This window comes from Novosphingobium sp. PY1 (assembly GCF_017312445.1).
GTDB lineage: Bacteria > Pseudomonadota > Alphaproteobacteria > Sphingomonadales > Sphingomonadaceae > Novosphingobium.
In genome coordinates this window covers 226,965-252,280 of record NZ_BLTI01000006.1, presented here as the reverse complement: position 1 = coordinate 252,280, position 25,316 = coordinate 226,965, and the positions used below count along the sequence as shown (strand labels likewise).

General features: G+C 63.4%; 24 protein-coding genes. 17 read left to right on the top strand and 7 right to left on the bottom strand.

Annotated features, from left to right (window positions below; translation table 11 throughout):
* The first annotated feature begins 80 nt into the window (after window positions 1-80).
* Entirely contained in the window at window positions 81-1,379 is a 1,299-nt protein-coding gene (locus tag J3474_RS09205) for an FAD-dependent oxidoreductase (protein ID WP_256437834.1), read from the top strand.
* Between the two features lie 18 nt (window positions 1,380-1,397).
* Window positions 1,398-1,745, top strand: a complete 348-nt coding sequence (locus J3474_RS09200; RefSeq protein WP_013836402.1) for a RidA family protein — start codon at window positions 1,398-1,400, stop codon at window positions 1,743-1,745.
* A gap of 104 nt (window positions 1,746-1,849) precedes the next feature.
* Here J3474_RS09200 and J3474_RS09195 read toward each other — a convergent pair whose 3' ends face one another.
* The 4 genes from J3474_RS09195 to J3474_RS09180 form a co-directional block, all read right to left on the bottom strand.
* Complete coding sequence (locus J3474_RS09195) at window positions 1,850-3,031, bottom strand: dicarboxylate/amino acid:cation symporter (protein WP_308632803.1); 1,182 nt, start codon at window positions 3,029-3,031, stop codon at window positions 1,850-1,852.
* 406 nt (window positions 3,032-3,437) lie between these two features.
* The gene (gene mprF, locus J3474_RS09190; RefSeq protein WP_207093888.1) at window positions 3,438-6,014 is read right to left on the bottom strand and encodes a bifunctional lysylphosphatidylglycerol flippase/synthetase MprF; all 2,577 of its coding nucleotides are present in this window, start codon (window positions 6,012-6,014) and stop codon (window positions 3,438-3,440) included.
* Between the two features lie 32 nt (window positions 6,015-6,046).
* Window positions 6,047-6,463, bottom strand: coding sequence for a DUF2147 domain-containing protein (locus J3474_RS09185; protein ID WP_242528303.1), 417 nt, complete (start codon window positions 6,461-6,463; stop codon window positions 6,047-6,049).
* Window positions 6,464-6,543: 80 nt separating this feature from the next.
* Complete coding sequence (locus tag J3474_RS09180) at window positions 6,544-7,275, bottom strand: AcvB/VirJ family lysyl-phosphatidylglycerol hydrolase (protein ID WP_207093887.1); 732 nt, start codon at window positions 7,273-7,275, stop codon at window positions 6,544-6,546.
* A gap of 280 nt (window positions 7,276-7,555) precedes the next feature.
* Here J3474_RS09180 and J3474_RS09175 point away from each other — a divergent pair, with 280 nt between their 5' ends.
* From J3474_RS09175 to J3474_RS09115, 13 genes are all read left to right on the top strand, one after another.
* A complete protein-coding gene (locus J3474_RS09175) occupies window positions 7,556-7,969 on the top strand; it encodes a PDZ domain-containing protein (protein WP_242528302.1) in 414 nt (137 codons plus the stop codon).
* Entirely contained in the window at window positions 7,959-8,642 is a 684-nt protein-coding gene (locus J3474_RS09170; RefSeq protein ID WP_013836408.1) for a response regulator transcription factor, read from the top strand. The genes J3474_RS09175 and J3474_RS09170 overlap by 11 nt, the downstream gene beginning before the upstream one ends.
* A 3-nt stretch (window positions 8,643-8,645) precedes the next feature.
* Complete coding sequence (locus J3474_RS09165; protein WP_207093886.1) at window positions 8,646-10,058, top strand: HAMP domain-containing sensor histidine kinase; 1,413 nt, start codon at window positions 8,646-8,648, stop codon at window positions 10,056-10,058.
* Between the two features lie 86 nt (window positions 10,059-10,144).
* Window positions 10,145-10,360, top strand: a complete 216-nt coding sequence (locus J3474_RS09160; RefSeq protein WP_207093885.1) for a hypothetical protein — start codon at window positions 10,145-10,147, stop codon at window positions 10,358-10,360.
* Window positions 10,361-10,668: 308 nt separating this feature from the next.
* Window positions 10,669-11,769, top strand: a complete 1,101-nt coding sequence (locus J3474_RS09155) for an NAD(P)/FAD-dependent oxidoreductase (RefSeq protein WP_207093884.1) — start codon at window positions 10,669-10,671, stop codon at window positions 11,767-11,769.
* A gap of 140 nt (window positions 11,770-11,909) precedes the next feature.
* Entirely contained in the window at window positions 11,910-12,155 is a 246-nt protein-coding gene (locus J3474_RS09150) for a hypothetical protein (RefSeq protein WP_041558211.1), read from the top strand.
* A 96-nt stretch (window positions 12,156-12,251) separates the two neighbouring features.
* Window positions 12,252-12,698 (top strand): thioredoxin TrxC, encoded by a 447-nt coding sequence (gene trxC / locus J3474_RS09145; RefSeq protein ID WP_207093883.1) that lies wholly within the window; start codon window positions 12,252-12,254, stop codon window positions 12,696-12,698.
* A 131-nt stretch (window positions 12,699-12,829) separates the two neighbouring features.
* Window positions 12,830-14,131 (top strand): sugar MFS transporter, encoded by a 1,302-nt coding sequence (locus tag J3474_RS09140; RefSeq protein WP_207093882.1) that lies wholly within the window; start codon window positions 12,830-12,832, stop codon window positions 14,129-14,131.
* A 113-nt stretch (window positions 14,132-14,244) separates the two neighbouring features.
* Window positions 14,245-14,985, top strand: a complete 741-nt coding sequence (locus J3474_RS09135; protein ID WP_207093881.1) for a polysaccharide deacetylase family protein — start codon at window positions 14,245-14,247, stop codon at window positions 14,983-14,985.
* Window positions 14,986-15,219: 234 nt separating this feature from the next.
* Complete coding sequence (locus J3474_RS09130; RefSeq protein WP_242528301.1) at window positions 15,220-16,356, top strand: glycosyltransferase; 1,137 nt, start codon at window positions 15,220-15,222, stop codon at window positions 16,354-16,356.
* Window positions 16,357-16,379: 23 nt separating this feature from the next.
* Window positions 16,380-17,306, top strand: a complete 927-nt coding sequence (locus J3474_RS09125; RefSeq protein WP_207093879.1) for a hypothetical protein — start codon at window positions 16,380-16,382, stop codon at window positions 17,304-17,306.
* Window positions 17,307-17,323: 17 nt separating this feature from the next.
* Complete coding sequence (locus J3474_RS09120; protein WP_013836416.1) at window positions 17,324-17,821, top strand: DUF2141 domain-containing protein; 498 nt, start codon at window positions 17,324-17,326, stop codon at window positions 17,819-17,821.
* Between the two features lie 16 nt (window positions 17,822-17,837).
* Window positions 17,838-18,989: a glycosyltransferase gene (locus tag J3474_RS09115; protein WP_207093878.1), complete on the top strand. Its 1,152-nt coding sequence runs from the start codon at window positions 17,838-17,840 to the stop codon at window positions 18,987-18,989.
* A 7-nt stretch (window positions 18,990-18,996) separates the two neighbouring features.
* Here the strand turns inward: J3474_RS09115 and J3474_RS09110 are convergent, their stop codons facing one another.
* Entirely contained in the window at window positions 18,997-19,458 is a 462-nt protein-coding gene (locus J3474_RS09110) for an Lrp/AsnC family transcriptional regulator (protein WP_013836418.1), read from the bottom strand.
* A gap of 127 nt (window positions 19,459-19,585) precedes the next feature.
* On the opposite strand from J3474_RS09110, the gene J3474_RS09105 reads away from it, so the two are divergent.
* Complete coding sequence (locus tag J3474_RS09105; RefSeq protein ID WP_207093877.1) at window positions 19,586-20,638, top strand: Glu/Leu/Phe/Val dehydrogenase; 1,053 nt, start codon at window positions 19,586-19,588, stop codon at window positions 20,636-20,638.
* Between the two features lie 26 nt (window positions 20,639-20,664).
* On the opposite strand, the gene J3474_RS09100 is transcribed toward J3474_RS09105, so the two are convergent.
* Both J3474_RS09100 and J3474_RS09095 read right to left on the bottom strand, forming a co-directional pair.
* Entirely contained in the window at window positions 20,665-21,228 is a 564-nt protein-coding gene (locus J3474_RS09100) for a hypothetical protein (RefSeq protein ID WP_207093876.1), read from the bottom strand.
* 240 nt (window positions 21,229-21,468) lie between these two features.
* On the bottom strand, window positions 21,469-21,669 hold the full coding sequence (locus J3474_RS09095) for a hypothetical protein (RefSeq protein ID WP_148274788.1): 201 nt from the start codon (window positions 21,667-21,669) through the stop codon (window positions 21,469-21,471).
* Between the two features lie 311 nt (window positions 21,670-21,980).
* Here J3474_RS09095 and J3474_RS09090 point away from each other — a divergent pair, with 311 nt between their 5' ends.
* Entirely contained in the window at window positions 21,981-25,316 is a 3,336-nt protein-coding gene (locus tag J3474_RS09090; RefSeq protein WP_242528299.1) for a hypothetical protein, read from the top strand.

The following is a 25,316-nucleotide window of genomic DNA, read 5'->3' as shown; positions in this document are numbered from 1 at the left end:
CACGCCGCCCGCCTGCCTGACTCGTTTCCAGGCGCCTTGAAGGTTCGGGCGGACGCAAACCGTAGTACAAGAGGAATACGATGAAACATTCGCAACCAGCGAAGGGCGAGGCGCGACCGTTGCCTCCGGGGTCAGGTGCCCCGGAGGTCGATGCACTTGTCCTCGGCGCGGGTGTAGTCGGCATGTGTACCGCCTATGCGCTGGCGCGCCGAGGCCTTTCGGTCGCTCTGGTCGATGCGGCTTCTGGCCCTGCGCAGGGCACTTCGTTCGCGAACGGGGCGCAGCTCAGTTACGCCTATACCGACGCGCTGGCACAGCCTTCGCTGCTGCGCAAGATCCCCGCCATGATCGCAGGTCTGGACCCCGCCTTTCGAGTCAGGCTTTCGGCCGATCCCGCCTTTCTGCGTTGGGGCCTCTCTTTCCTGCGCAATTGCAGCGATGCCCGTTTTTCGGCCAACACTCTGGCCGCGCTGCAACTCGGCCTGGAATCCCGGGCCGCGATGGCGGATTTGCAAGCGCGACATGCCTTCGATTTTGCCCACGCCACGACGGGCAAACTGCATATCTTTCGCGATGCCGAAGCTCTGGAGAGGGCAAAACGCGTCGCTGTCATGAAGCAGGTCGCTGGCGCCGAGCAGTTCATCCTGACGCGACAAGAGGCCATCGATGTCGAACCGGCGCTTATCGATACGCAAGGCTTCGACGGTGCGCTTTGGACACCTTCGGAAGAGGTGGGCGACCCCCATCGCTTCTGCCTTGGCCTGCTCGAAGTTTTGCGCAAGCAATATGCCGTCCGCGACCATTTCAATTTCTCGATAGCGAAGCTGGAGCGGTGCGGCGATCGGATGCTGGTCCACGATAACCAGGGGCGCAGCCTGGCAGGCCGCAGCGCCGTGGTCTGCCTCGGCGCCGATGCACCGCGTTTTCTCGGCAGGCTGGGCATTCGTGCCCCGATACGGCCGATGAAGGGCTACAGCTTTACCGTACCGCCGGGAAGCAATGCTCCTTCGGTCAGCCTCACCGACACCGGACGCAAGATCGTCTTCTGTCGCCTGGGTTCCTCGATGCGCATTGCCGGGCTCGCTGAACTCGACAACCGCGATCTGCGCGTGGAACCGGCACGGTTGAGCGCGCTGGTGGAAGGCGCAAGGCAGTCCATGCCGCTGGCCGCCGACTACGAAGCGATCGGCGAGGGTTGGGCGGGCCTGCGTCCGATGACGCCTGACTCCCGCCCGATCATCCGGCAGGCCGCGCCGGGTCTTTTCCTCAATATCGGGCACGGCATGCTGGGGTGGACTTTCGCTGCGGGTTCGGCCGAGCGGGTCGCCGCGCTGGTCAATGCCGCCCGGGCCAGGACCCCTCACTTCGAAACCGTATAGGCGCGAAAGGCCCAAATCATGACCACCAAGTCCTCTCCCCCGCTCAGTCGTTTCCGCCGCGCCGGGGATCTCGTCTTCACCTCCGGGCAGCTTCCGCGCGGTGCGGACGGCGCCATTGTTCCCGGAGACATCCGCGTGCAGACGCGCCAGGCTCTGGCCAACCTCGAGGCGGTTCTTTCCGAAGCCGGCGCGCGTCTCGACCAAGTGACCAAAGTAACCGCCTGGCTCACCGACGCGGCTCACATGGCTGGTTTCAACGAAGTCTATCGCGAAGTTTTCGCACAGCCCTATCCTGCCCGCTCGACGGTGATCTCCGGCCTCGTTGCCGGGGACGTCGAGATCGAGGCGGTAGCCTGCCTGGCCTGACCCCACATTCCCCCCAGCCGGGCAGAAGCGGAAAAGGGGCGCAGCGCTATACGCGCGGCGCCCCTTTTCTCATGCAGCTTGTCGGCCCTGACAGGCCGCGAGGCTCAAACGTCGTCAGCCGAAATATATTCCTCGACGTCGATCTCGCCTGCCATCCGGCCCACGGCCACCGCGACCGTCGCGTCACCGGTGACATTGGTCATCGTGCGGGCCATGTCGAGCAGGTGGTTGATCCCGGCGACGAAGGCGATGGTTTCCAGCGGCACCCCGATCGAGGACAGGACGAGGCTCATCATCACCAACCCCGAACCCGGAACGCCCGCAGCGCCAATTGCGCCCAGGGTGGATGTCAGGGCGATGAGAACGTAGGAAAACCAGTTCAGTTCGATGCCATAGGCCTGCGCACCGAACAGCGCGATGACACCCAGGTACATGGCCGTGCCATTCATGTTGATCGTGGCGCCAAGGGCCACCGTGAAGCTGGCAATCGAGTTGGACACGCCCAGGTTTCGCTCGACGCAGCGCAGGGTCACCGGTAGCGCCGCATTGGAGGAGGCGGTGGAGAAGGCCACCGCCTGCGCATCGACCACGCCGCGATAGAAATCGATGATCGGCAGGCGCGCAATAAGCCGCAGGATCAGCGGGTAGACGATGCCCAGGATGATGGCGCAGCCAACATAGTTGAGCGCAACCAGCTTGCTCAACGGAATAAGCGCGTCGAAACCGAAAGTCCCGGCCACCCAGGCGATCAGCGCGAAGACGCCAAAAGGCGTCAGTTCCATCACGTAGATCGTCATGTTCTGCATCACCGTCGAACCCGCGTTCATCGCGCGTGCCAGCGGTGCGCCTTCCTCACCCGACGCCAAAATCGCTACGCCGAAAAGGACGGCGAAGATAATGACCGGCAAGATCGCGCCCTGCGCCATCGCCATGATCGGGTTTTCCGGGACCAGGCCGATGATCATCGCGACCAACGATTGGTCCGGAGGAGGCGGCACCGCGCTCCCGGTCGGTAATGTGATGGTGAGCCCTGCTCCCGGCTGGACAAGCGCTGCCAGTCCCATGCCGAGTGACACGGCTATGAAAGCCGTCAGCATGAACAGGGCCAGGGCACGACCACCCACTTTACCGAGCCGACCGACATCGCCGACCGCGGTGATTCCCGATACCAGCGAGAAGAAGATGAGCGGGACGACCAGCATCTTGATAGCGCGAATGAACAGATCGCCGATCCATTTGATCGACTGCGCCTGCTCACCCAGCAGCACGCCCGCAGCTATGCCCAATACCAATGCTGCAAGGACGCGCTTCCACAGCGCAATCCTGAACCATCCACGAATCATCTGCGACCCTGCCCCTCAGTGGTTTTGCTATAAGGATGGCAACCGATAGCAGGTGGAAGAGAGCAGTTGTCTACGAAGAATTGCGAGGCCTATAGCCCAAGGCCATGACTCGGGAGAAACTGGGTTAGCGGCCAAACCATGGAAATCTCAGCTCGGCGACACCGAATGCCCTGCAAATCGGCTCCTCGATCGGCTGTTTCCCGCTTATAAACGTTTCACTATCCGTTGCGTCCAGTCGCAGGCGCCCGCGGGGCCGGTCCGACCGGTGTCTGGCCGGAATACCGGAGTTCGGCCGTTCCGCCAGACGATCAGCTGCCCTTGGCGTGGCCATTGCTGGCTCATTCGGAGCTCAGGCCACAAGCGACAGCCTAGCCTTGCGGGCAGCACTGTCACGCCCGCCTCCCACGAGCTTTTGCAGATCGAACAAGGCGCGGACCAGACCGATACCGGGAGGCCCCGCGATATAGCTTGAATCCCAGCACGGCAGGAACTTTTCCTTGTAAGCGCGCAAACCTTCAAATCCGTATTGGGCCTCGCCATGCTTATAAAGGAGATGGCCCAACCGTGCCCATACGGGCGCCAGCCGCCCCGCCTCTATCCCCGACAAGGGTGCAAGGCCGAGGTTGAACCAGCGATAACCGTTTTGACGGCCCCACAGCATGAGGTGGATGAACAGGAAGTCCATGGTCCCATAGGGCATCTCATCTGCATGACGCATCAGATCGACGGAGAGTTCCCCGCGGTCGTCTGTCTTCCAGATATTGGCGAAGGCCACGATGCGCCCTTCCTGCCGCACGACGGCGCAATCGAATTTGGACATGTATTGCCGGTCAAAGGCCCCGATGCTGAACGCCTTTTCGGCTTGGCCCTTGGCGCGCAGCCACGCTTTCGAGACGATTTCCAGATCCCCCAGGATCGACGGGACTTGCGCTGCGGGAACGATTTCGAAAATCGCGCCTTCGCGCCTTGCCCTGCGTTCGGAGTAACGCAGGCTCCTGGCCTCGGATACATCGAGGCTGAAACGGTCGAGGTCGACCCTCGCGTCTTCGCCGTACTTGATCAGTTGCAGGCCCAGATCGATGGCGAGAGGCAAGGCCCGGTCGCTCAACTGATAGAGCAGCAGGCGCCCCTGGGACCGGTCGCACAGGTCCCGCAGGCGCCAGAGCAGGTCGGACCAACTATCCCGGTTACCGACCGGGTCGCCCATCACGATCCAGCTTTGTCCCTGCACCTGGTACATGACGAATGCATCGCCCTCGGACGAGACGAGAAACCGCTTGTCACCGCAATAAGCGAGCGCCGCGTATGTGCGGTCCGACAGCGCCATGGGTTCGGTCGCTTCAGGCAAGGCGCGCAAGGAAGCCTCGTCCACGACCTCGCGGGTTCTGAACAGCCAGTGCAGCGCAGCGGCCGTCAGCAGGACCGAAGACGCAAAACTGGCGCGAAGGAAACGCGGCGCATTACCTCTCCATGCAAAATCCCACCACAGTTCGCTTTGATAAGCGACATGCTTGTAGGCAAATAGCCCGATCCAGAACGAAAGGCCGAGGGCGAGAGCAACGGCGACGAGCCAGTCGCGTGAGAGGCTGGCGCTGGTCAGCGAACTGCGCCGATAGAACGCGGCCCGGGTCCACTGCAGCAGCCCGGCAATCACCAGCAAGACTGTCGCCTCCTCGTAGTCCAGGCCCTTCAGAAGACTGAAAGCGGCGCCGGCGAGAAGAATTATCCTGGCCAGGTGAAAGGCGCCGTCCTGTCTTTGATATAGCCCCGGCGCCAACAGCAACAATGCGGTGCCCGAGAGACTGGCGGCGATGTGCGATGCCTCGGTGAATGGCAGGGGAAGTACCCGGCGCAGGATCTGGAGGCGATCGTGCAGCCCCGGCAACGCCCCCGACACAAGCAGCATGGCGCCGCCGCCGAAAGTGAGCATCGACAGGAGGATCGGCGAAAGGCTGGTCGCCACGACCTGCGAATGCCCCAGGATCGATCCGACGGACCCGCGCCACTGGCGGTGCTCCTGAATGGCCAGAACCGCAGCAGCAAGGACAAGGGGCAGCAGGTAATAAATGACGCGGTAGGCTATCAAGGCGCCAAGCAGTTCGGGCCTTTCGACCTGGGGCAAGAGGGCAAGGATCACCGCTTCGAAAACGCCGATGCCCCCCGGAACATGGCTGATAAGCGCGATGACGACGGCCAGCACATAGGCCAGGAACAGGACCGGAAAGAGAGATAGCCCAATGCCCGGCACCAGCACGAAAAGCGCGGCGCTCGCGGCGGCCATGTCGCAGCAGGCAACGACGATCTGGCCAAGCGCCTGACGCGCCGAAGGCATCGGCATGGTCCATCCGGCCACACTGATGACCCGGCCCGAATGCCTTACGGCAAAAAGCGCCGCCGCAACGGCTGCAAGGACCGCAAAACCAAGCCCGCGCACGAGGAAGCCCGGAAGCGGTAGCCCTCCCAGTTCAGGGGCATCGGGGTTCGCCGCAAGGGCCAGACCCGTCATCACGACGAGCCCCAGCCAGAACGTCATCCCGGCAAGCCCGATGATCCGCGCGACATCGGCGCCGCCCACCCCGCCGGAAGAATAAATGCGGTACCGCGCGGTCCCGCCGGTGAGCAGACCCAGCCCGAGATTGTGGCTGAGCGCATAACTGGTGAAGGAGGCAAGTCCCGCCGTCCGGTAAGGAACGCGCCGCCCCACGATCCGCAGCGCAGTGACATCGTAGAGCGTCAGGAAAAGATAGCTCAGGGCAGTCAGGCCGATGGCCGTACCGAGGCGCCAGGCCGGAATGCCATGGAATGCGGCCCTGGCCTCGCGAAAACTGATCTCACCCAGCAGCTTGTGCAAGGCGAACAGTCCCAGGCAACCCAGTATCAGGGTCAGGACGGCGCCCAAGGGCTTGTGCCAGCGGGACAGTGCCATGCCGTATCGACGCAAGGTTATCTGCGCTGTCCTCAAGCGCGGCGCCAGACCTGGCTCTTGCACAGCAGCCCGTGAAGCAGGCAACCGCTGATCCGGATGGAATCCCCGTCGATCTCGCGAATGTTCGAGAAGAAGGTCGCGCCGTGATCGGGAACGAAGACGTTACCCTGCCATGTGCCCGGCGCAACACGGTCGTATTCGCTGAGCACCCGTGTTCCCAGCAAGTGCTCGGTTCCACCCTCGCGCGCGTCATCGATGGCATCGGGCGAGGCCCAGACCACCCAACCGCAGAGCCGGTCGGCACAGGTGCCCGTTTCCACTTTCACGGTGCCACTGGGATTAACCCAGACGCCGTGCAGTGAAGGGGGCACTTGCGCGAAAGCGGCATTCGGCTGGCTAAACAGACCCACTGCCAGAAATGCGAGGCTTGCGAGCAGAGGCAGCATCATTCTTTTCGGCAACCCTATGTTCTCCCTCCCGGCATCGCTTCGCAGCCAGGCTTGAGCCGATCGCATGCGATAGAGGCGCATTAACCTCGTGCCTTCACCGAAGCTACGCGAGCCGAGCTGATTGCATCCGATATCACCCGATGCAGGGCATCGACATCGCCGTTCAGATAGTGACCGCCCGGCAGTTTCACATGCACGACATTGGGCTGGTCCATGTACGGGCACAGGCTCGTGGTTTCCCTGGCGCCCGAAACGCAGACGACCGGAATCCAGGTAAGCCTGCGCGCGCCGGGGATGGCGTCAGCATCGGGATTTGACCAGTTGAACATCTCGGACGGCGATGCGCGCAGGAACAGCGTGTCGGTAGGCACGACCATGATGACCTTGGCGATCTTCGCGCGCACCGGGCCGGGCATGGCGGATAGCGCAACCGGGATCATATCCGATCCAAAGGATTGACCGACGAGGACCACACGGTCTGCATGGCCGAACTCCAGCGCCTTTTCGATGGCGGCCGCAACCAGATTGCGAACTTCCAGCGGTGAACGCCGATGGCGGAAATAGACGAGCGAATTGACGCCGATGACAGGGATGCCGTCCGCGGCCAAGCGCGCGGCGATCTTAGGCCCCATTCCCATCCTGAAGCCCATGTCACCGGACAGGACGACCGCAGCCAGCCCCGCTGCGGGGTTCCCGGCCTGCGGTTTTGCAGCGACCGGCACGAAAGTCTCGCCGCCAAAATACCCGATGTAGCCCAGAAATCCGGCACCCGCGGCCAGCACTACCGCCAGTGCGATAAGCAGCTTCTTCATGACAGCGCGCTTCCTCCGACGCCATTCATGGCGTCCTAGACTTGATCCTGCACTGGTAGGACAGCCGGCTTGGCCTGCCCATGGATCTTTGATTACAGTTTCGTAACCATCGTGACGCCCCCGCCTCGCAAACCTGCAGGAAACGGACGAGGCGGGGAGCACCTGACATGACGAAAGCGTAACGTGACACCCGCCCATCACAGTCGCATCTTTCTTTCATGTCCGTCAGACTGCCCATCAACCGCCACCCTCACCGGCCATCATCGCCTCCCCGATCGCCATGAGCCGGACTGTGCGAGCTTCCCTGCGTCGCCTGTGCATGGCAGGTGTCATGCTCTCGCTTGCAGCCGTCACCTTGGGCCTGTTCTTCGGCGCACAGAAGCTCGCCGTCCATGGGATCATCCGTCCCGCGCATCGCGATGCCCTGCCCGGCTTCACCATCGCCAGGGCAACGCCCCGATCCGGCGGGCTTGTTGTCACTAGCGTGCGGACGGATAGCGAGGCGCAGGCCTTGGGGATGGCGGCGGGCGACCGCCTGGTCGCCGTCGACGACAAATCCGTGAAGTCCGTCAGCGATGCCCGCCGCGATGTCGCGAATGCCAAAGGGCCACGACTGCATCTCGACTTGGTGCGCGATCACATTCGTCGTACGCTGATCCTCCAACACAAGACCGATCGGCATAATGAGCCATAAGATTCTGCTCGTCGAAGACGATGAGGCCACGGCAGCCTACATATGCAAGGGCTTGAACGAGGCGGGGTTTACCGTCGATCATGCCACGGACGGCAGGGACGGCTTTTTCCAGGCGAGCGACGGAACCTATCAGACGATCATCCTCGACAGGATGCTGCCGGGATTGGACGGTCTGGCAGTGCTCAATGCCCTGCGCGCAGCGGGAATCGAAACGCCGGTCATCTTCCTTTCCGCGCTTGGGACTTCGGACGACAGGGTGGAAGGGCTGCTGGCAGGCTCTGACGACTATCTGGCCAAGCCCTTCGCGTTCGCCGAACTGCTCGCCCGGCTTCGCCTGCTCTTGCGCAAGGGGAGCGCACCGCAGGCGGAAACGAAACTGACGTGCCGGGATCTCGAAGTCGACCTGCTGTCACGCAAGGTACGCCGCGCAGGCGTGCCGGTCGATCTGCAGCCCCGCGAATTTCGCCTGCTGGAATACCTGATGCGCCACGCCAACCAGGTGGTAACGCGCACGATGCTGCTGGAAGGCGTGTGGGATTACCATTTCGATCCGGGCACCAACGTCGTCGATGTCCACATCAGTCGCCTGCGCAAGAAGATCGACAACGCCTCTGGTGAACCCCTGCTTCATACCGTACGCGGCGCGGGATACCTGCTCGGCGCCGAGCGCTGAGGTTTGCGCCGGTTATTCTTCCTGCCCCGCTCGACTATCGCGCGTCTGGTCGCGATGCTGGTCGTGGCCCAATTCGCCGCAACGGCCGGGATCCTCTATTTCGTACGCCTTTCCACGCAGGAAACGCTCCTGAGCGAGCAGAAAGCCGTCGTGGCAGAGCTTCGCGACGGATTGCTTGCGGAATACCGAAAGGAGGGCAAGCCTGCCCTTGTCGCTGCCATTCGCGACCGGCTGCAGTTCCCGCAGTCGGGCATACCCGTGATACTGCTCCTTAATGCGGACGGCTCCGTCGCGGCGGGCAATCTGGACAACTGGCCACCGGTTATCGGGGAAACGACCGAGTGGACGACGCTGACCCTGTACCGAAAGGACGCCACCGCGCCCGAAGCCATGGCATTTTCTGCCAGCACACTCTCGGACGGGTCGCATCTTCTGACCGGGCACGTCATCGAGAACGGCCTGCAGTTGCAGAAGATCAACGATGAAGCCCTTCTCGCCGCGACCTTGCTCGCGTTCCCCATCTCGCTGCTGATCGCGCTTCAGGTCGGGCGAAGCATCGCCAGGCGGATTGCCTCGATCGCGAGAACGGCCGAGGCAATCGGAGCCGGCGACCTTTCCCATCGGGTTCCTCTCAACGGCACCCACGACGCCTTCGACCAGATGGGATCGGGCATCAACGAAATGCTGGAACGGATAGAACTGCTGGTCGAGGAGCTCAGAATGGTGACCGACAGCCTTGCCCATGACCTGCGCTCCCCGGTGACGCGCCTCAAGTCGCACATCGAACAGGCCTTCGCCGACACCCGCGATGCCGACGATCTCGCCGTCCTCGAGAAGATTTCCGCCGAAGCCGATACCTTGCTGCGCATGCTGACAACAGCATTGCAGATCAGCCGCGCCGAAGCCGGAATAGGCCGGGAACGCTTCGAAACCGTCACCTTGGGCGATCTCCTTCAGGATCTCGCCGAAATCTACGGACCCTTGGCCGAAGACTGCGGCTTCAGCCTTGAAACAACGGTTGCGGCCCCCATCGCGATAACCCTCCACCGCGATCTCATCAGCCAGGCACTCGGCAATCTGATCGAGAACGCCTGCAAATATGCCCGCGGCGGAACCTCCATCCGCCTTGAGGCACGCAGGGACGAGAACGCCGTTGTTCTGGTGGTAGCGGACGACGGCGTCGGCATTCCTGCCGAGCTTCGCGAAGTTGCCCTGCGGCGTTTCGGCCGCCTCGATCCTGCTCGACACAAACCCGGAGCCGGCCTTGGCCTGGCCCTCGTCGCATCCACGGCCCGATTGCATGGCGGGATCTTCAATCTGGAAGACAACCGGCCCGGACTACGCGCCGTGATCAGGTTGCCCGGGCAAGACGGGGAGCGCGAAACGGTGCCCCCAGCCAACATGACGAAGATGTAATCTGCAGGAAATGCTGCGGACGGGATGCGGGGCCTATGAAAGTTTGCGACAGGCAATGACGCCACGTCGAAACTGGAGTTCAAGACATGCTGACCCGTTCATTCGTCACTGGTATCGTTGGTGCCCTGCTGCTCGCCGCCCCGGGTCTTGCCGTTGCTGCGACCGCAAGCACGGCGAGCCACACCAAGGCCGCCACCGCAAGCTGCAAGGGCCTCACCGGCAAGGCGCTGAAGACCTGCAAGGCGAACATGACTCACATGACCTCGACGAAGCAGTCCGCGCCCAAGTCGACCGCAAGGTAATCCCAGCTCAACGGAGCACGATCGTCGCAGAGCGACCCCGCTCCACGAAGCCCTGACGCAAGCCCCCGATTGACAGGCCTTCGAACGACTTTCGTGCTCCGCTGCCATCCCTGGGCCAGATTGCCCCCACTCATCGCCAAACCGCTTCGAGCCGCCAGAGAGCCGGGCGGCAAGTATCGCGCACTGCCTGAACTGCGGTAGCGCAAGCAACGAAGCGCTCAAGAACCTTGGCTTTAACCAGGACGATCTGGCAAATCCGCGCAGCCGTCGTATTATCGACCGACTGGTTAAGTAGATAGCGGACCCTAATGGATAGAGCTGATGCTGTCGTAGTTGGCGCCGGAGTCGTTGGCCTGGCCATTGCCGAGACGCTGGCTCGAAACGGCTCGGCAGCGCTGATCCTCGATGGCGAACCCCATTTCGGCTCATGGACCAGCAGCCGGAACAGCGAAGTCATTCATGCCGGGATCTATTACCCCGAAGATTCGCTCAAGGCGCGCCTCTGCGTGGAAGGACGCGACAGGCTCTATGCATTCTGCCAAAGCGCCGGGATTCCGCACAAGCGCCTGGGCAAGATCATCTTCGCGCATTCGCCGGACCAATCAGGCAAGCTCGATGCCATCGTGCGGGCTGCGGATGCCGCCGGTGCGGGCAAGCTGGAACGCCTGACGAGGTCTCAGGCAAAGCGCCTCGAGCCCGAACTGGAAGTGGCGGACGCCCTGCTCTCACCGCAGACGGGGATCATCGATGCCCATGCCTACATGCAGGCGTTGATTGGCTCGGCAGAGACCCATGGCGCGCGTCTGGTCTGCTCGACGAAGGTGACGCGCGCCGTTCGCCGTAACGAAATGTGGCAGATCTGGATCGAAGGCATGAACGAGCCCGTGCTGGAAACGCCGATCCTGGTCAATTCCGGTGGACTTGCCGCGCAAGTGCTTGCGCGCTCCATCGAAGACCTGCCTGCGAGCCGAGTGCCTCCGCTGCATTTCGCGCGGGGCGTTTACTTCACATACAGCGGCCGTACGCCTTTCAGCCATCTCATCTACCCGGTGCCCGAACCCGGTGGTCTTGGCACGCACCTCACGCTCGACCTTGCGGGACAGGCTCGGTTCGGCCCCGATGTCGAGTGGATCGACAACATCGACTATAGCGTCGACCCCGCCCGCAAGGACAAGTTCGCAAGGTCAGCCATGCGGATCTGGCCCAAGCTCGATCCCACTCGCCTCCAGCCCGGCTACGCGGGCATTCGACCGAAGATTTCAGCCCCCGGCGAAACGGCAGCTGACTTCATGATCGAGGGACCGCAGGATCACGGCTTGCCCGGTCTCGTCAATCTTTTCGGCATCGAATCTCCTGGCCTGACAGCGTCCATGGCGATCGGAGAATGGGTGGCCCGCAAACTGGAATGAACGGTTCGGGAGCGATGGGGGGCAGGAGGCGCAGAACAACTGATTGAAATCATGCGAAGCGGCCGCGAATTGAGCTTTCGCTGCAACTCGCAGCCATCTCCTGCGTTTTTGTACCACACGCTTAATAAGGAGCATGGGGCATGGCCTTAGAATGTGTCGCCTATCGCGATTCCAAGGGAGGACTGCACGCCAGCCTCGAAAAAGCCACTCTCGAAGACCTTGCAGCCGTTCTGGGCCGCGTGGGTGACGAAGGCGGCATGACGGCCGGCGTAGCGAAGCTCATTTTCGAAAAGCGCGCGGATATCGAGCGCGTATTTGCAGAACACGACAAACTGGCCCTGCGCGGCGAGCACGAAGCGACCGTGGAACGACTTCACGCGGTCTGACTCTTTTCACGTCACGCTTCGAAGACCGACGAAAGACTTGTCACGCGGGCCCTGTTCCTGCCTTTGTACGGCGTAGGACAGACACAGAGAGACTCGATGACACAGAACGCGTTACGGATCGTCATCTGCCCGGCTTGCGCAACAGCCAACCGGATTCCGGTGGCCAAGTTGGGCGCCGGAGGCAAATGCGGAAAGTGCGGTTCCCCGCTCTTCGAAGGAGCGCCCCTTACGCTGACCTCTGCAAATTTCGATGCCCATGCGTCCCGCAGCGACATTCCGCTGCTGATCGACTTCTGGGCATCGTGGTGCGGCCCCTGCCGACAGATGGCGCCTGCCTTCGCCGCCGCTGCACCGCAGCTCGAACCCTACATGCGTCTCGGCAAGCTGGATACCGAAGCGGAGCGGGCCATTGCCTCTCGATACGCGATCCAGTCCATCCCGACCCTTGCCGTCATTTCCAAAGGCCGCGAAGTGGCGCGGCAGGCGGGCGCCATGCCGGCCAACGCCATCGTCGCATGGGCAAGGCGCGCGACCGGCCAATAATTCGAATTCTCGGGGCCAAACAGACTGCAGTTCCTTGCCTGTTACCGTTTCCCGCGACTAGAACCGCGTTCGCCTCAAGCCGCATAAGTGGCGCCAGGCTTTGACTTTCTAGTTTCGGAGAAGGATCGCCCATGGCATTGGCACCGGGTGCGGCTAGCAGCACTGACCCTCAAGTCGGCGACGAGGGCCCCAGCCCGCACATCGATGCGCCAGAGCTGCGCCTCTTCGTGATGGCGCTGTTCTTCATCTTCGGCGGCATCACCTCGCTCAACGACGTGCTGATCCCGAAGCTGAAGGAACTCTTCACCCTCAACTACATGCAGGCAATGCTGGTGCAGACCGCATTTTTTGCCGCCTATGCCATCATCTCGATCCCGGGTGCGGCGCTCGTCAAGCGCGTGGGCTACATGCGCGGCGCGGCGATCGGCCTTCTGACCATGATGGCCGGCTGCCTGCTGTTTATCCCGGCCTCCGCCAGCGCAACCTTCGGCGTGTTCCTCTTCGCCCTGTTCATTCTTGCGGCAGGCGTCACCATCGTCCAGGTCGTCGCCAACCCGCTCATCTCGCTGCTGGGCCCGGTCAAGACGACCCACTCGCGCCTGACGTTCGCACAGGCATTCAACTCGCTGGGCACGACGATCTTCCCTTATGTGGGCACGATCATCATGCTGGGCGGCCTCGCCGCGGTCAGCGCCGCAGACCTCTCGGGTGCCGAATTGGCGGCCTATCGGGTAGCGGAAACGGCTGCGATCGAACGCGCCTACCTCGGCCTTGCCGCAGCGTTGGCCGTGATCGCCGGCGTCGTGTGGTTCAACCGCAACCGCCTCAAGGGAGAAAAGCACGAGGGTGGATCGATCCTCAAGAGCTTCGACCTCATGCGCCGCCTGCGTTTCGGCTTCGGCGCCAGTTGCATCTTCCTCTACGTCGGCGCGGAAGTCGCGATCGGCTCGTTCATCGTCAATTATATGATGCAGGAAAACGTACTGGGTCTGACCGAACAGGCTGCGGGCAAGCTTATCCCCTTCTACTGGGGCGGCGCGCTCGTTGGCCGCTTCATCGGCTCGGCGCTGTTGCGCATGGTCAGCCCGGGCAAGATCCTCAGTTTCAATGCCGCCTGCGCGATCGGCCTGATCCTGATTTCCACGCACACCACCGGCATGGTCTCGGGCTATACCTATCTCGCCATCGGCCTGATGAACTCGATCATGTTCCCCACCATCTTCAGCCTTGCCTGCGAAGGCCTGGGCAAGCGTGCCGCCGACGGTTCGGGCGTGATCTGCGTGATGATCGTGGGGGGCGCGGTGATCCCGCCGCTGACCGGCCATCTCGCCGACGTCACCGGTAGCCTCGAGCTGGCGCTTGCGCTACCGGCGCTGTGCTACGCCATCATCGCCCTGTTCGGCTGGTACGCGAGGAAGCCCGTCGGCGTCTGACGGACAGAATCGCCGGGCAATATCCCGACCTGCCAGGACGGGATATTGTGGAGGCTGCGCGCAGCCCCTATCTCCGGGCACAAAAGCAGCCACGCGGGGATCGCCGGTACGTCATGAGCAGCACCAAGCGCCTGCTGGCATCGATCCACGATGTCGGGCCGCGGTTCGAGGCTGAAGTCGAACATCTGGCCGATCTGCTGGAGAGCCGGCTTGGCAAGGGCCACTTCGCCATGCTGGTCGTGCCCGACCACTGGGGAGCGGCCCCGCTGCGTGAAGACAGGGCATTTCAGTCCCGCCTGCGCGCATGGTCGGAGCGCGGGATCGAGATGTTCGTGCATGGCTGGTTTCACCGCGACACCGTCCAGCATAGCGGTGCGGCCAGCTTCAAGGCGCGCCACCTGACTGCGGGCGAAGGCGAATTCCTCGGCCTCGACGAGGCGACCGCGCTGCGCCTCATGCGGGAAGGAAAGGCATTGGTCGAGGACGTGATCGGCCGCGAAGTCGCGGGCTTCATCGCCCCGGCCTGGCTTTACGGCGAGGGCTCGCTGTCCGCACTCAGGCAATCCGGCTTTGCCCTTGCCGAGGACCACTGGAAAGTCTGGAACGCGAGTGACCAGAGGGTGCTCGCCAGGGGGCCGGTCATCACCTGGGCAAGCAGAAGCACGGCGCGCACGGCATCCTCACTCGCATTCGCGGCCCTCGCCCGCACGGTCCTCCCTCATGCGCTGGACACCGTGCGCATCGCCGTACATCCCGGCGACGTCACCAAGCCGTCGATACTCTCCAGCATCGATTCCACGCTCAGCCGTTTTGCCCGCAGTCATCGCCCGGCACGCTACACTGAACTGACCTGATTCTCGCTGTTGGCGACAGCGATGTCCAATGACAGATCGGCGTCGGAATTCGATCCTTTGCATGACATCCTGAGCCGCCGTCACAAACCGGAAATCTGGCGCTCATAGGAGCACGCCCGCAACCGAAAAAACCTTGTCCCGCAACTGCGGACGGGGTCGAGTGGCGGCGTCAGGGTGGACATGCACGGCTCTCTCAGAATCGCAGTTCCGATTCACAGTCTCAAACCGGGCGGCGTGGAGCGCGTGGCGCTTGGCCTGGCCAGCGAGTGGGACCGTGCCGGCCACAGGGTCACGGTCGTACTCGGCCGGTCTGGCTGCGCGAACCTGTGTAGTGCCCCGGCGCTCGATTACTGGAAGATTCCGACGCGGCTGCCCACGGCTTCTTGGGAAACGCCATGGATGGTGCACAGCCTCTACAGTTTCCTTGTCGAAAACCGCGTCGATGTCCTGTTCTGCCCGGGCAACACTTATGCCGTCGTCGCAGCAGCGGTGAAATTGTTGATGGGCGATTATGCACCACCGATGATCCTCAAGGTAAGCAACGCGCTCGACCGTCCGGACATGCCACCCCTGTTGCGCCGGGGCTACGATTCCTGGCTCCGCCTGCAGGGAACCGTCTTCGATCGTTTCGTCGCACTGTCCGAGCCGATGCAGCGCGAAATCCGTGAGCGCACGCTCGCCCTTCCCCAGCAGTTGGCGACGATCGCCAACCCGCTTTTGCCTCGCACGCGTCTCGATGCGCTGTCCCGGTTGAAGCGCCGCCGCGCCACGGCCTGGAGTACCCGGTACCTGACAGCCGGACGCCTCGTCCCACAGAAGAACTTCCCGTTGCTGCTGCGTGCCTTTGCCCGGGCAGCCCGGCCCGACGATACGCTCACCATCGCCGGCGAGGGTCCGGAACTGGACGCGCTGGTCCGGCTTGCGACGGAACTGGGGATCGCCGAGCGGGTCCGCTTTCCCGGATACCTGGCAAGCATCGACCCGCTGCTGGCTGACGCCGATGCCTTCTTGCTCAGCTCGGATTACGAAGGGCTGCCCGGCGTTATCGTCGAGGCTCTTGCGGCCGGATTGCCGGTGCTCGCCACCGATTGCTGCGTAAGCATGTCCTGCCTGCTCGACAACGGCCGAACCGGAGTTCTGGTCCCGACCCGGTGCGAAGAGAGCTTCGCCGAGGGACTTGTCGAAATCCGGCAGTTCCGCACCGATCCGGAAAAGGCCCGGCAGATAGCTTCCGGCTATGAATTGGAAGGCGCGGCCAGGCGCTACATCGAACTCATGAGCGACCTCATCCGGCAAAAGGAATGCGATCGCAAACGCAAGCTCGAGATGAGCTGCATCTCACCCCAGAACCATGGCCCGCGCCTGAGCTGACCAGCCCCTAATCGGAGAACTTCGTGTCCGAACCCGCTGCCATTCTGGCAAATGACACAGCAGCCATCGAACTGACGCCATTGGACCGAAAGTCCAACCGTGGCCGTAATGCCTTGTTCTCTGTCGTGTTGTCGCTGGCCGTCATTGCCACCGTCTTCCACGAATTGAGCCGGCTCGACATCCATCACGTACTGGGCATGATCCCGATTTCGCCGGGCTTCTGGATCGTCTTTGCCGCTGCTTATTTCGTTACACCTGCCAGCGAGTGGGTGATCTTCCGCCGTCTGTGGACCATTCCCCCGGCCGGCATTCTCGCCCTGCTGCGAAAGAAGGTCTACAACGAGCTGCTACTGGGCTACCTCGGCGAGGCCTACTTCTACACCTGGGCGCGGCGCCGCGTCTCACTCGATGCTGCACCATTCGGCGCGGTCAAGGATGTCGCGATCCTCTCTGCCATGGCCGGCAACGGCGTCACCGTCCTGCTCCTGGTCGTGATGTTGCCCATGATCGGATCGACCCAGCTCGGGCTCGATGCACACATGCTCACCCTTTCGCTGGGCGTGATCCTCATGATTTCCGTGGCAGCGACGATCTGGCGGCGACGCGTCTTCACCCTGCCGCGCGCCGAACTGTCGATGATCATGCAGGTACACCTTGCCCGCATCGGCCTTTCCACCGTGCTCTCGGCCCTGCTCTGGCACATCGTCCTGCCCGACGTCCCGCTTTCGTGGTGGCTCTATCTTGCCACCCTGCGCCAGCTCGTATCGCGCCTGCCGCTCGTGCCCAACAAGGATCTTCTCTTCGCTGGCGTCGCCGTCGTGGCCTTGGGCCATGAGCGCGATATCGGGGCGCTCATGGCGCTGATGGCCGGCCTGATCCTCGCTGCCCATCTCGTGCTGGGCAGCCTGCTCGCGATCAACGACCTCGCCAATCCGGAGAAACCGGCGTGACTGCCCTGGCTCTTGCCATGCCGGTGCTTGCCGCGGCCGCGATCCCCTCGACACCCGATCTGGGGCAGGCTGAAGGGCGCTGCCGCCCGGGGGAGCGTGGTCCCTCGTTCCTGGTCAGGGTCGACGGTCTCAAGGACCGCAAGGGCAATCTCAAGCTCGAGGTCTATCCGGACAACAACAGGGACTTCCTTGAGGACGACAACATCCTCATCAACGAGGGCAAGACCTTCCGCCGCGTCGTGGCACCGGTTCCGGCGACAGGAACGCCTGTCCTGTGCATCCGCCTGCCCGGTCCCGGAACCTACGCGGTGAGCCTGCTTCACGATCGCGACGAGAACCGTAGGTTCGGATGGCGCACGGACGGCATCGGCTTTGCCGGGAATCCGCGCCTGGGCTGGGGCAAGCCCAAGGCCGCCAAGGCCAGCGCGCAGGCCGGGGGCGGCCCCACGCCCATCACCATCGTCCTCAATTACCAGCATGGCCTCGGCGTCGCGCCACTCGATCGCAGCCGCTAGAAAGGATCGTTACCCGATGAAGATCGTCGATGTCTGCGCTTTCTATTCGCCCATGGGCGGCGGCGTACGCACTTATGTCGAGCAGAAGTTGCAGATCGGCCCCCGCTTGGGCCACGAGATCGTGATCATAGCCCCGGGCGACGAGGACGCGGTGATCGAGCGCGGACCCGGCGCCCGCATCGTCACCGTCAAGAGCCCGCGCTTTCCGCTCGACCGCAAGTACTGGTACTTTCCGGCCGCCGACCCCCTTTATGCCGCGCTCGACGCCGAAGCGCCGGACTTCGTCGAGGCAACCTCACCCTGGCGCAGTGCCGGCCTTGTCGCCGAGTGGCCGGGCGCCGCACCGCGCAGCCTGATCATGCATGCCGACCCCCTGTCGGCCTATGCCTACCGATGGTTCGGGCAGGTCTTCTCTCGCAAGACCATCGACTGGCAGTTCTCGGTATTCTGGGAGCACCTGCGCAAACACAGCCGCAAGTTCGATCACGTCGTCAGCGCCAACAGCGATCTCACCCGGCGCCTGCACGAAGGCGGCGTTGCCAATACGACGACGATCGCCATGGGCGTGGAGCCGGGATGCTTTTCGCCCGAGCATCGCGATCCCGGCCTGCGCGCAAGGCTTCTGGCCGATTGCGACCTGCCGGAAAGCGCCGTCCTGCTTCTCGGCGTTGGCCGGCTTGCCCCCGAAAAGCGCTGGCCGATGGTCATCGACGCCGTGAATGCCGCAAGCCAATGGGCGCCGATCGGCCTTGTCATGCTGGGTGAGGGGCGCGAGGAGCGCACGATCCTCAAGCACATCTCGGGCAACCCGCATATCCGCCTGTTCCAGCCCGAGCGCAACCGGAAGACCTTCGCGCGCCTCATGGCGAGCGCAGATGCGCTGGTCCACGGCTGCGAAGCGGAAACCTTCTGCATGGCGGCGGCCGAGGCCCGCGCCAGCGGCACACCGGTCATCGTTCCGGATAGCGGCGGCGCGGCCGACCACGCCGCCGGCGGAGCCGGCCGTACTTACATATCCGGCAATGCCGCAAGTTGCGCCCTTGCCATTCGTGACGTAGCCATGAACCGCCCGCGCCCGGCCCTGCGTGCCCGTTCCATGGACGAGCATTTCGCCGACCTGTTCAGCACTTACGAAGCGACGACGGCCGGCACCCGCAGCGCCGCCTGAAATCCGGTCAGATGGGCAATTCGGTCGTGGACTTGATCTGCGAGAGTGCGACAGTGGAGATCACTTCCTGCACCCCGGGAAGCTGCGAGAGTTCCTCGAAGAAGAAACGCTCGTAGGCATTGATGTCCTTGGCCACGACGCGGATCATGAAATCGACCGCGCCCATCAGGACATAACAGTCGAGCACTTCCGGAAACTCGCGGATCTTGCTGGCGAATTCGTCGAGGTTGGCGCGGCCATGCGCCGTCAGCTTGACCTGCACGAAGACGTGGGCATTGAGGCCCACCTTCTCGCGGTCGACAAGGGCCACCCGCCGCTTGATCACGCCTTCACGTTCAAGCCGGTCAATCCGCCGCCAACAAGGGGATGCGGACAAGCCCACACGTTCGGCAATCTCGGCTGTCGTTTGATTCGCGTCACGCTGAAGTTCGCGGAGAATCTTTTTCTCATAGGCATCAAGTTCGATCATTTTGACCTGATATCCTCAAAATTCGGGTGCGTCCTTCCCATATTGATAGCAGCCAAGCTCCAATGAGGCGAGAATTCCCTCCTCACCTGCGCGATAATCGGGACGACACCAACCGGAGCCTTGAGAGATGACTGCCGCTGCCAGCCACGAATTGCCGCCTGTGGAATACATCCGCCTGATCGACGAGGCTGCGCGCCTCGACGGCGTGATCGCCATTCATTCCACCGCACGCGGTCCTGCAGCCGGTGGTTGCCGCCTCTGGACTTATCCCGATGCGCAGACTATGCTCGCCGATGCCGCCCGTCTTGCCGAGGGCATGAGCTACAAGAACGCCATGGCCGAACTGCCGTTCGGCGGGGGCAAGTCCGTACTGCGGCGCCCGGACGGGGATTTCGACCGCCGTGCGCTGTTCGAGGCGTTCGGACGCGAAGTCGAGAAGCTGGGCGGGCGCTACGTCACCGCCGAGGACGTCGGCACCGGCGTCGAGGACATGGAATTCGCCGCGCTTCACACCAGCCACGTTGCCGGTCGCAGCGCAAGGCCGGGCTTCGCTGGCGGCGACCCCTCACCCTGGACCGCACTGGGCGTGTTCGAGGGTATGAAGGCAGCCGCCTTGTTCGCCTATGGCACCTCGCTATCCGGCATGACCGTTGCGGTTCAGGGACTGGGTAGCGTCGGTGCCGAATTGTGCCATATGCTCTCGAAGACGGGCGCAAAGCTTGTCGTGGCGGATATCGTCGTGGAACGCGCCGCCGCGCTGGCCGACAAACTCGGGGCCAAGGTGGCCTCGGTCGAGGAGATCGCCGGGGTGGATGCACAAGTCTTCGCGCCCTGCGCGCTTGGCGGGGCACTCAACGATGCCGCGCTCGACGTACTCAAGGCCAAGGTGATCTGCGGCGCTGCGAACAACCAGCTTGCCGCCCCGCATATCGCCGGTCGCCTGCTGGCCATGGATGTCACGTACGCGCCCGACTACGTCGTCAATGCCGGTGGAATCATCAATGTATCGGCGGAATACCTCCACGAGGACGAAAATCAGGTCCGCGCCCGCGTCATGCAGATCGGGCCGCGCACGGCAGACGTCCTGGAACAGGCTGGCGAACTTCACCTGCCTACCTCACAGGTGGCCAATCGCATTGCCGAACAGCTGATGGCGCAGCCCGTCCAGGCCGACAGCTGATCCTGCGTGGGTCTTCGCGCTGCGCCTTAGCCCGTCAGCGCGAAGACGGCTGCGAAGGCGATCGCCATGAAGACAAGCAGGCCCAGCAGGATGCCCAGCCATTTGCGATAGGGCAGTTCGTCGGCAACGATCAGGTGATCGGGCAGATCCGGCATCCGCTGGCCGAGTTCGGGCAGGTCGGGCAAATCTTCCGCCGTTTCGCGCCCGCCATTCCACGCAGGGTGGCGCGATACGAGGTTGGGCCCGCTCACCGCGCTCACCAGAGCGAGTTTCTCGAAGGCAATCGCCATGTTCTGCTCATCGACGTGGCGCGACAGCGCCTGCATGTCCGGATCGTCGTTGGCATGGCCCGGCAACCGCCGCACGAGCTGGCTGATCTGCGTATCGAGCGCATGGAGCCTGTCGATGGCCTCGAGCGTACTGCGCCTGTCACCGCTCTTGAGCGCAAGCTGCAATCGGGTAAGCGATAGCGTATTGGCACGGCACAGTTGCAGGCCGAGATGCAGATCCTTGCCCAAGGCCTCGGCCTTGGGGCTCGCCTGACCCTCGGCCATTTCGCTGTCGCCGCTTCGTTTCGGGCAGGTGCTCACGCTCTTGTCTCCACTTCGTCCATGCCCCGGCGCAAGCGCATAGGCCTCCGGTACTTCGCTTAGGAAGCCCGCTTGAGATTGGGCGAGAACCGCGCGGGTTGTGCTGACGTCGATCGATCAGGGCGGGGGCGGGGGCATGGACCGCCGCCGCCCTCGGCAAAACCACTTGGGCAAAGACGCATGACTGCGGCTCCCGCGCTCGGCGAGACCTTATCGCTTCTGGAAAAACAAGGCGCGCCGTCAGGCGCCGATGCGCCAGACCTGCCCGGTATCGCGGCGGATCGTGCAGAGCTTGCGCGCGCCTTCCCACAGTTCTGCATTACGGTGAGGAGCTTCCGAATAGGCCACTATCAATGCGCCGCTGGCATCTTCGGCCTGAAACTCGATCTTCTTGTCCAGCCCTCGACCGTCATCCGAATATCTCAGCGTATAGGTTGCCATGGTCTCTCCTCCATGCTGCGGGACTCGCGGGCGGATAAATAGCATAAGATATCGGCCGGGAAGCACCGTTGGTATGTGGCGTGTATCACGCGCGGCAAAGCGATTGGGCCGAGAACAACGGCGGAAAGCTTGAACCGTCGTCCAGGCCCGATAACCGCCTGATCAAGTCAGCCCGGCTCGAATTTTGCTATTTTCCGGACCTTTGCTAAGCACGATTGGCTGGATTCCTCGCCCGCTGCGCGACATGCAATTTCGCGGCGGATCGGATAGATTATTGCGCTCAGCAGGGGGGATGCGGAGCCGGGGCTGACATGGTGCTGCGACTTATCAAGCTATGCCTGATCGGCCTTGCGGCCTGTCTCACCCTCCTTCCCGGATTGGCTACTGGGCAGCAGGCGCAGACTGCAAGCATCACCGGGCAGCAGGAACTGTCTCGCGCTGCAGGCCAGGCGCAACAGATCCGGGACTTGATGGCCGGACAGCTCGATCCCGACGTCGAGGCCGCCGACCTATTCTCCTTCTCTCTCACCAGCAGCAATGCAGCCGGCGCCCGCGCAGTTGCCCGGCTGGTGACGGACGATTCCTTCTACGCGCAGGCCAAGGCCGACCCTTCGCGCCTCGCCAACCTCACGGACGATCAGGCGAAGCTTGCGCTGGCACAAGCCGCCTTCCTGCGCCAGCCGCAATCGGAGCGTGAACGCCAGCTCGAAGCGCACCGCAAGACCTTCGACAGCTACCGCGCCAAGCAGAAGACCAGTGAGGCGGCAGCGCAGGAACTGGCACGCCTGCAACGCGAAATGCAGGGCCTTCAGGATTTCCTGGCGGGTAAGCCCGCGCCATCTGCCGTCCTCGAACTTGGACTGCTCAGTAACAGCAACGGAGGGATCGACAGCCGGCGGCTCGATACGCTGACGGGCAAGGTGCCCTCTCCCGGCCCCGAACCGGCTGCCGACGCTCCGGTCGATGCGAGGATTGCGTGGCTGCGCAAGCAGGTTGCCGCGGCCAAGTCGGAAGTGCTGCAATTGCAGCCCGCGACGCTGGCCCAGCTTGAAGCTGCATCGGGCGTCAGTTCGGGCACGGCGGACGAGATAGCCAGCGCGGATGCCCTGCTCGACGTCGCCAAGTCGCAGCTCAGCGATGCAGCCAGAGCGGCTCTCAATGCCGCGAGCGAGCAGGAGCGTCTCATCGCCAATGAACAGGCGCGGCTGCTGCAGACAAAAAGCGTTCAGGCCGAATTCCGCGCGCAGCTGGCCAGGTCGAAAGCCGAACCGGACGCCATCCTGGAATCCGCCCTGAGCTGGCGCCGCCGCATCCAGGAACTGGAAGACGAGGGGTTGGGCCGCGAGCAGCAGGCCGATGCCATCTATGCCGAACTCGTGACGGACCTCAGCCGGATCAGGAAAGAACTGAGCAAGGCTCTCGACATCAGCGAAAACGGGTACGACCGCGCACTGAAGCCCGGATCGCTCGACCCTGCACTCCCACAGGACTCGCCGGCAACCCGGCAGCTTCGCACGCAGAAGACCGAATTGGCGCACGCCGCAGCGCAGCTTCACGCCTCCTACGGCGAGGAACTGTGGGCAAAGCGCCGTGCGCTCCATGATGCCATGGTCCTGCTCAATGGCGAACGACTCGCGCTTCTGCCCTCCCTCAGTCCTGCGAAGCGCGCGCAGGTAACCGGCTTCGGCACGGAAGGTGTCGCTCAGGTTCGCAGGGAAATCGCAGAGATCGTGCTCGAACTGCGCTTCAACCTGCAATCATGGCGCAATACCATGGAGCTGGTCGCGCAACCGTTTCAGCGCCCGACGCCTGGGTTCGTACTGGCATTGCTGCGTCTCCTGGCGATTGTCCTCGTCTTCAACTGGTGGCGCCGGAACGGCGACCCGATGCTGCGGCGCGCTCAGGCCGAAGCGCAGGCCAAGCGCCCCCGCACGCTTGCAAGCAGCCTGCAGGCCGGTTTCTTCGAGTATTGGCGCCGCGTGCGCAAGCCGCTCGACTGGCTGGCTCTGACCATTCTTGTCTGGTGGCTTTTGCCCGAAGGGCTCTTGATACCGGGGCTCTCCTTCATCTGGATCGTCCTGTTCTGGTCGCTCACGACCGTGCTTGTCGTCAATCTCGTCGATCAGCTCGCACGCGGTCGCGGTCGGGACGATCCTCGCGCCACGCTGCGATGGAATTCGCTGAGGCTGATAGCCGGAAGCCTGCTCGCTGTGGGGCTGCTGCTCAACCTGACCAGCGCCAGCGTCGGCAAGGGCGCGATGTACAACTGGGTCTTCACGCTCTCCCTGCTGCTCGTGCCGGCGATCCTTGTCCTGCTGGCGAACTGGTGGCGGGCCCGCATAGTCGCCCTCGCACAGGCCGAAGCGCGGGACAGTTCACTGCTGAACTGGGTCTCGCGCGACCCGGGTGGGCTTACCGGCCTGCTGGGGCGCCTCGCAGCAGGCGCCCTGCTGCTGCTGCGCGGCCTGCGCTCGATCATCGCCCGGCGCATGCGGGACCTGGCGCTGGTTCGCGAACTGTTCGAGCAACGCGCCCGCGTTCAGGCCGCGCGGCAGGTGGCCCAAGACAAGGCAAGCGGGCGTTTCCACCGCCCCTCGCCCGAAGTTCTCGAGTGCCTGGATCCCCATCGCCTGCCGATCGAATTTCGCACCGGAACGGATCGGCCAGGCGGCATCGCCCTGCCCGAGCTGATGCCCGGCACCGTCACCCTCGTCGTTGGAGAGCGAGGGCTGGGCAAGTCGTCGTTCCTGCGCGATATATCCGAGCAATACGCAGACCGTGGAAAGGTCGTGCGGTTGTCCGTCGGCTCGCCCGATCTGGGAGCGCTCCTGCACGATCTGCACGCAGCCCTCGGCACCGGACTGATCTCTTCCGATCCCGATGAACTATCGGACTGGCTGGCACGCGAAGACGCTCCCTGCCTGATCACCGTCGACGACCTGCAGCGGCTGGTCATGCCCGCGATCGGCGGGCTTGCCGCTATCGACACCCTGATCGCCATGGCCCGTTCGAGCGGCATCAGCTGCCGCTGGGCCTTCACCATCGGCGAGGATGCATGGAGCTTCCTGCAGCGCGCCCGGGTCGATCGCGTCCTTTTCGATGCCGTGATCCGCTTGCCGCACTGGTCGTCTGCAGACTTGCGGGCGCTGATCGAGCGACGCACCGCGCAAGTCGGACTGCAGCCTGACTTTTCCGCCATGATCGACGATGGCGTCTTCGAGCTTGGCGAGGACCTGACCGTCGAAGAGCGCAAGAAGCGCGGCTACTTCGACCGGCTTGCCGAGTACGTGAATGGAAATCCGGCCATCGCACTCGACTATTGGAGGCAGTCGCTGTTCGTCGACGGCCTTGACCAGAAAGTCGTCGTGCGCACGTTCGATGCCCCGGCCGTGGACCGGCTGGCGGCCCTGCCGCTGCCCACGCTGTTCGTCCTGCGTGCGATCATGCGCATGGACATGGCAGATGTTCCATCGATCCGGGCGAGCACCGACCTATCAACGTCGATTGTCACCGACGCCCTCAGGAGCCTGCAACTCCTGGGCGTCATCGCGCCCGTTGCAGGATTCTACCAGATCACCCTGCACTGGTGGATGGAAGCAACGCGCCTGCTCTTGCGACAGAATCTGACGGTGCGAGGGATCAAATGA

Excerpts from the sequence above, each read along its gene's own strand:
- J3474_RS09200 (WP_013836402.1), top strand. The coding sequence starts at position 1,398 with ATGACCACCAAGTCCTCTCCCCCGCTCAGTCGTTTCCGCCGCGCCGGG.
- J3474_RS09205 (WP_256437834.1), top strand. The coding sequence starts at position 81 with ATGAAACATTCGCAACCAGCGAAGGGCGAGGCGCGACCGTTGCCTCCG.
- J3474_RS09140 (WP_207093882.1), top strand. The coding sequence starts at position 12,830 with ATGGCATTGGCACCGGGTGCGGCTAGCAGCACTGACCCTCAAGTCGGC.
- J3474_RS09115 (WP_207093878.1), top strand. The coding sequence starts at position 17,838 with ATGAAGATCGTCGATGTCTGCGCTTTCTATTCGCCCATGGGCGGCGGC.
- J3474_RS09175 (WP_242528302.1), top strand. The coding sequence starts at position 7,556 with ATGAGCCGGACTGTGCGAGCTTCCCTGCGTCGCCTGTGCATGGCAGGT.
- J3474_RS09150 (WP_041558211.1), top strand. The coding sequence starts at position 11,910 with ATGGCCTTAGAATGTGTCGCCTATCGCGATTCCAAGGGAGGACTGCAC.
- J3474_RS09185 (WP_242528303.1), bottom strand. The coding sequence starts at position 6,463 with ATGATGCTGCCTCTGCTCGCAAGCCTCGCATTTCTGGCAGTGGGTCTG.
- J3474_RS09170 (WP_013836408.1), top strand. The coding sequence starts at position 7,959 with ATGAGCCATAAGATTCTGCTCGTCGAAGACGATGAGGCCACGGCAGCC.
- mprF (WP_207093888.1), bottom strand. The coding sequence starts at position 6,014 with ATGGCACTGTCCCGCTGGCACAAGCCCTTGGGCGCCGTCCTGACCCTG.
- J3474_RS09105 (WP_207093877.1), top strand. The coding sequence starts at position 19,586 with ATGACTGCCGCTGCCAGCCACGAATTGCCGCCTGTGGAATACATCCGC.
- trxC (WP_207093883.1), top strand. The coding sequence starts at position 12,252 with ATGACACAGAACGCGTTACGGATCGTCATCTGCCCGGCTTGCGCAACA.
- J3474_RS09095 (WP_148274788.1), bottom strand. The coding sequence starts at position 21,669 with ATGGCAACCTATACGCTGAGATATTCGGATGACGGTCGAGGGCTGGAC.
- J3474_RS09160 (WP_207093885.1), top strand. The coding sequence starts at position 10,145 with ATGCTGACCCGTTCATTCGTCACTGGTATCGTTGGTGCCCTGCTGCTC.
- J3474_RS09090 (WP_242528299.1), top strand. The coding sequence starts at position 21,981 with ATGGTGCTGCGACTTATCAAGCTATGCCTGATCGGCCTTGCGGCCTGT.
- J3474_RS09180 (WP_207093887.1), bottom strand. The coding sequence starts at position 7,275 with ATGAAGAAGCTGCTTATCGCACTGGCGGTAGTGCTGGCCGCGGGTGCC.
- J3474_RS09120 (WP_013836416.1), top strand. The coding sequence starts at position 17,324 with ATGCCGGTGCTTGCCGCGGCCGCGATCCCCTCGACACCCGATCTGGGG.
- J3474_RS09135 (WP_207093881.1), top strand. The coding sequence starts at position 14,245 with ATGAGCAGCACCAAGCGCCTGCTGGCATCGATCCACGATGTCGGGCCG.
- J3474_RS09155 (WP_207093884.1), top strand. The coding sequence starts at position 10,669 with ATGGATAGAGCTGATGCTGTCGTAGTTGGCGCCGGAGTCGTTGGCCTG.
- J3474_RS09110 (WP_013836418.1), bottom strand. The coding sequence starts at position 19,458 with ATGATCGAACTTGATGCCTATGAGAAAAAGATTCTCCGCGAACTTCAG.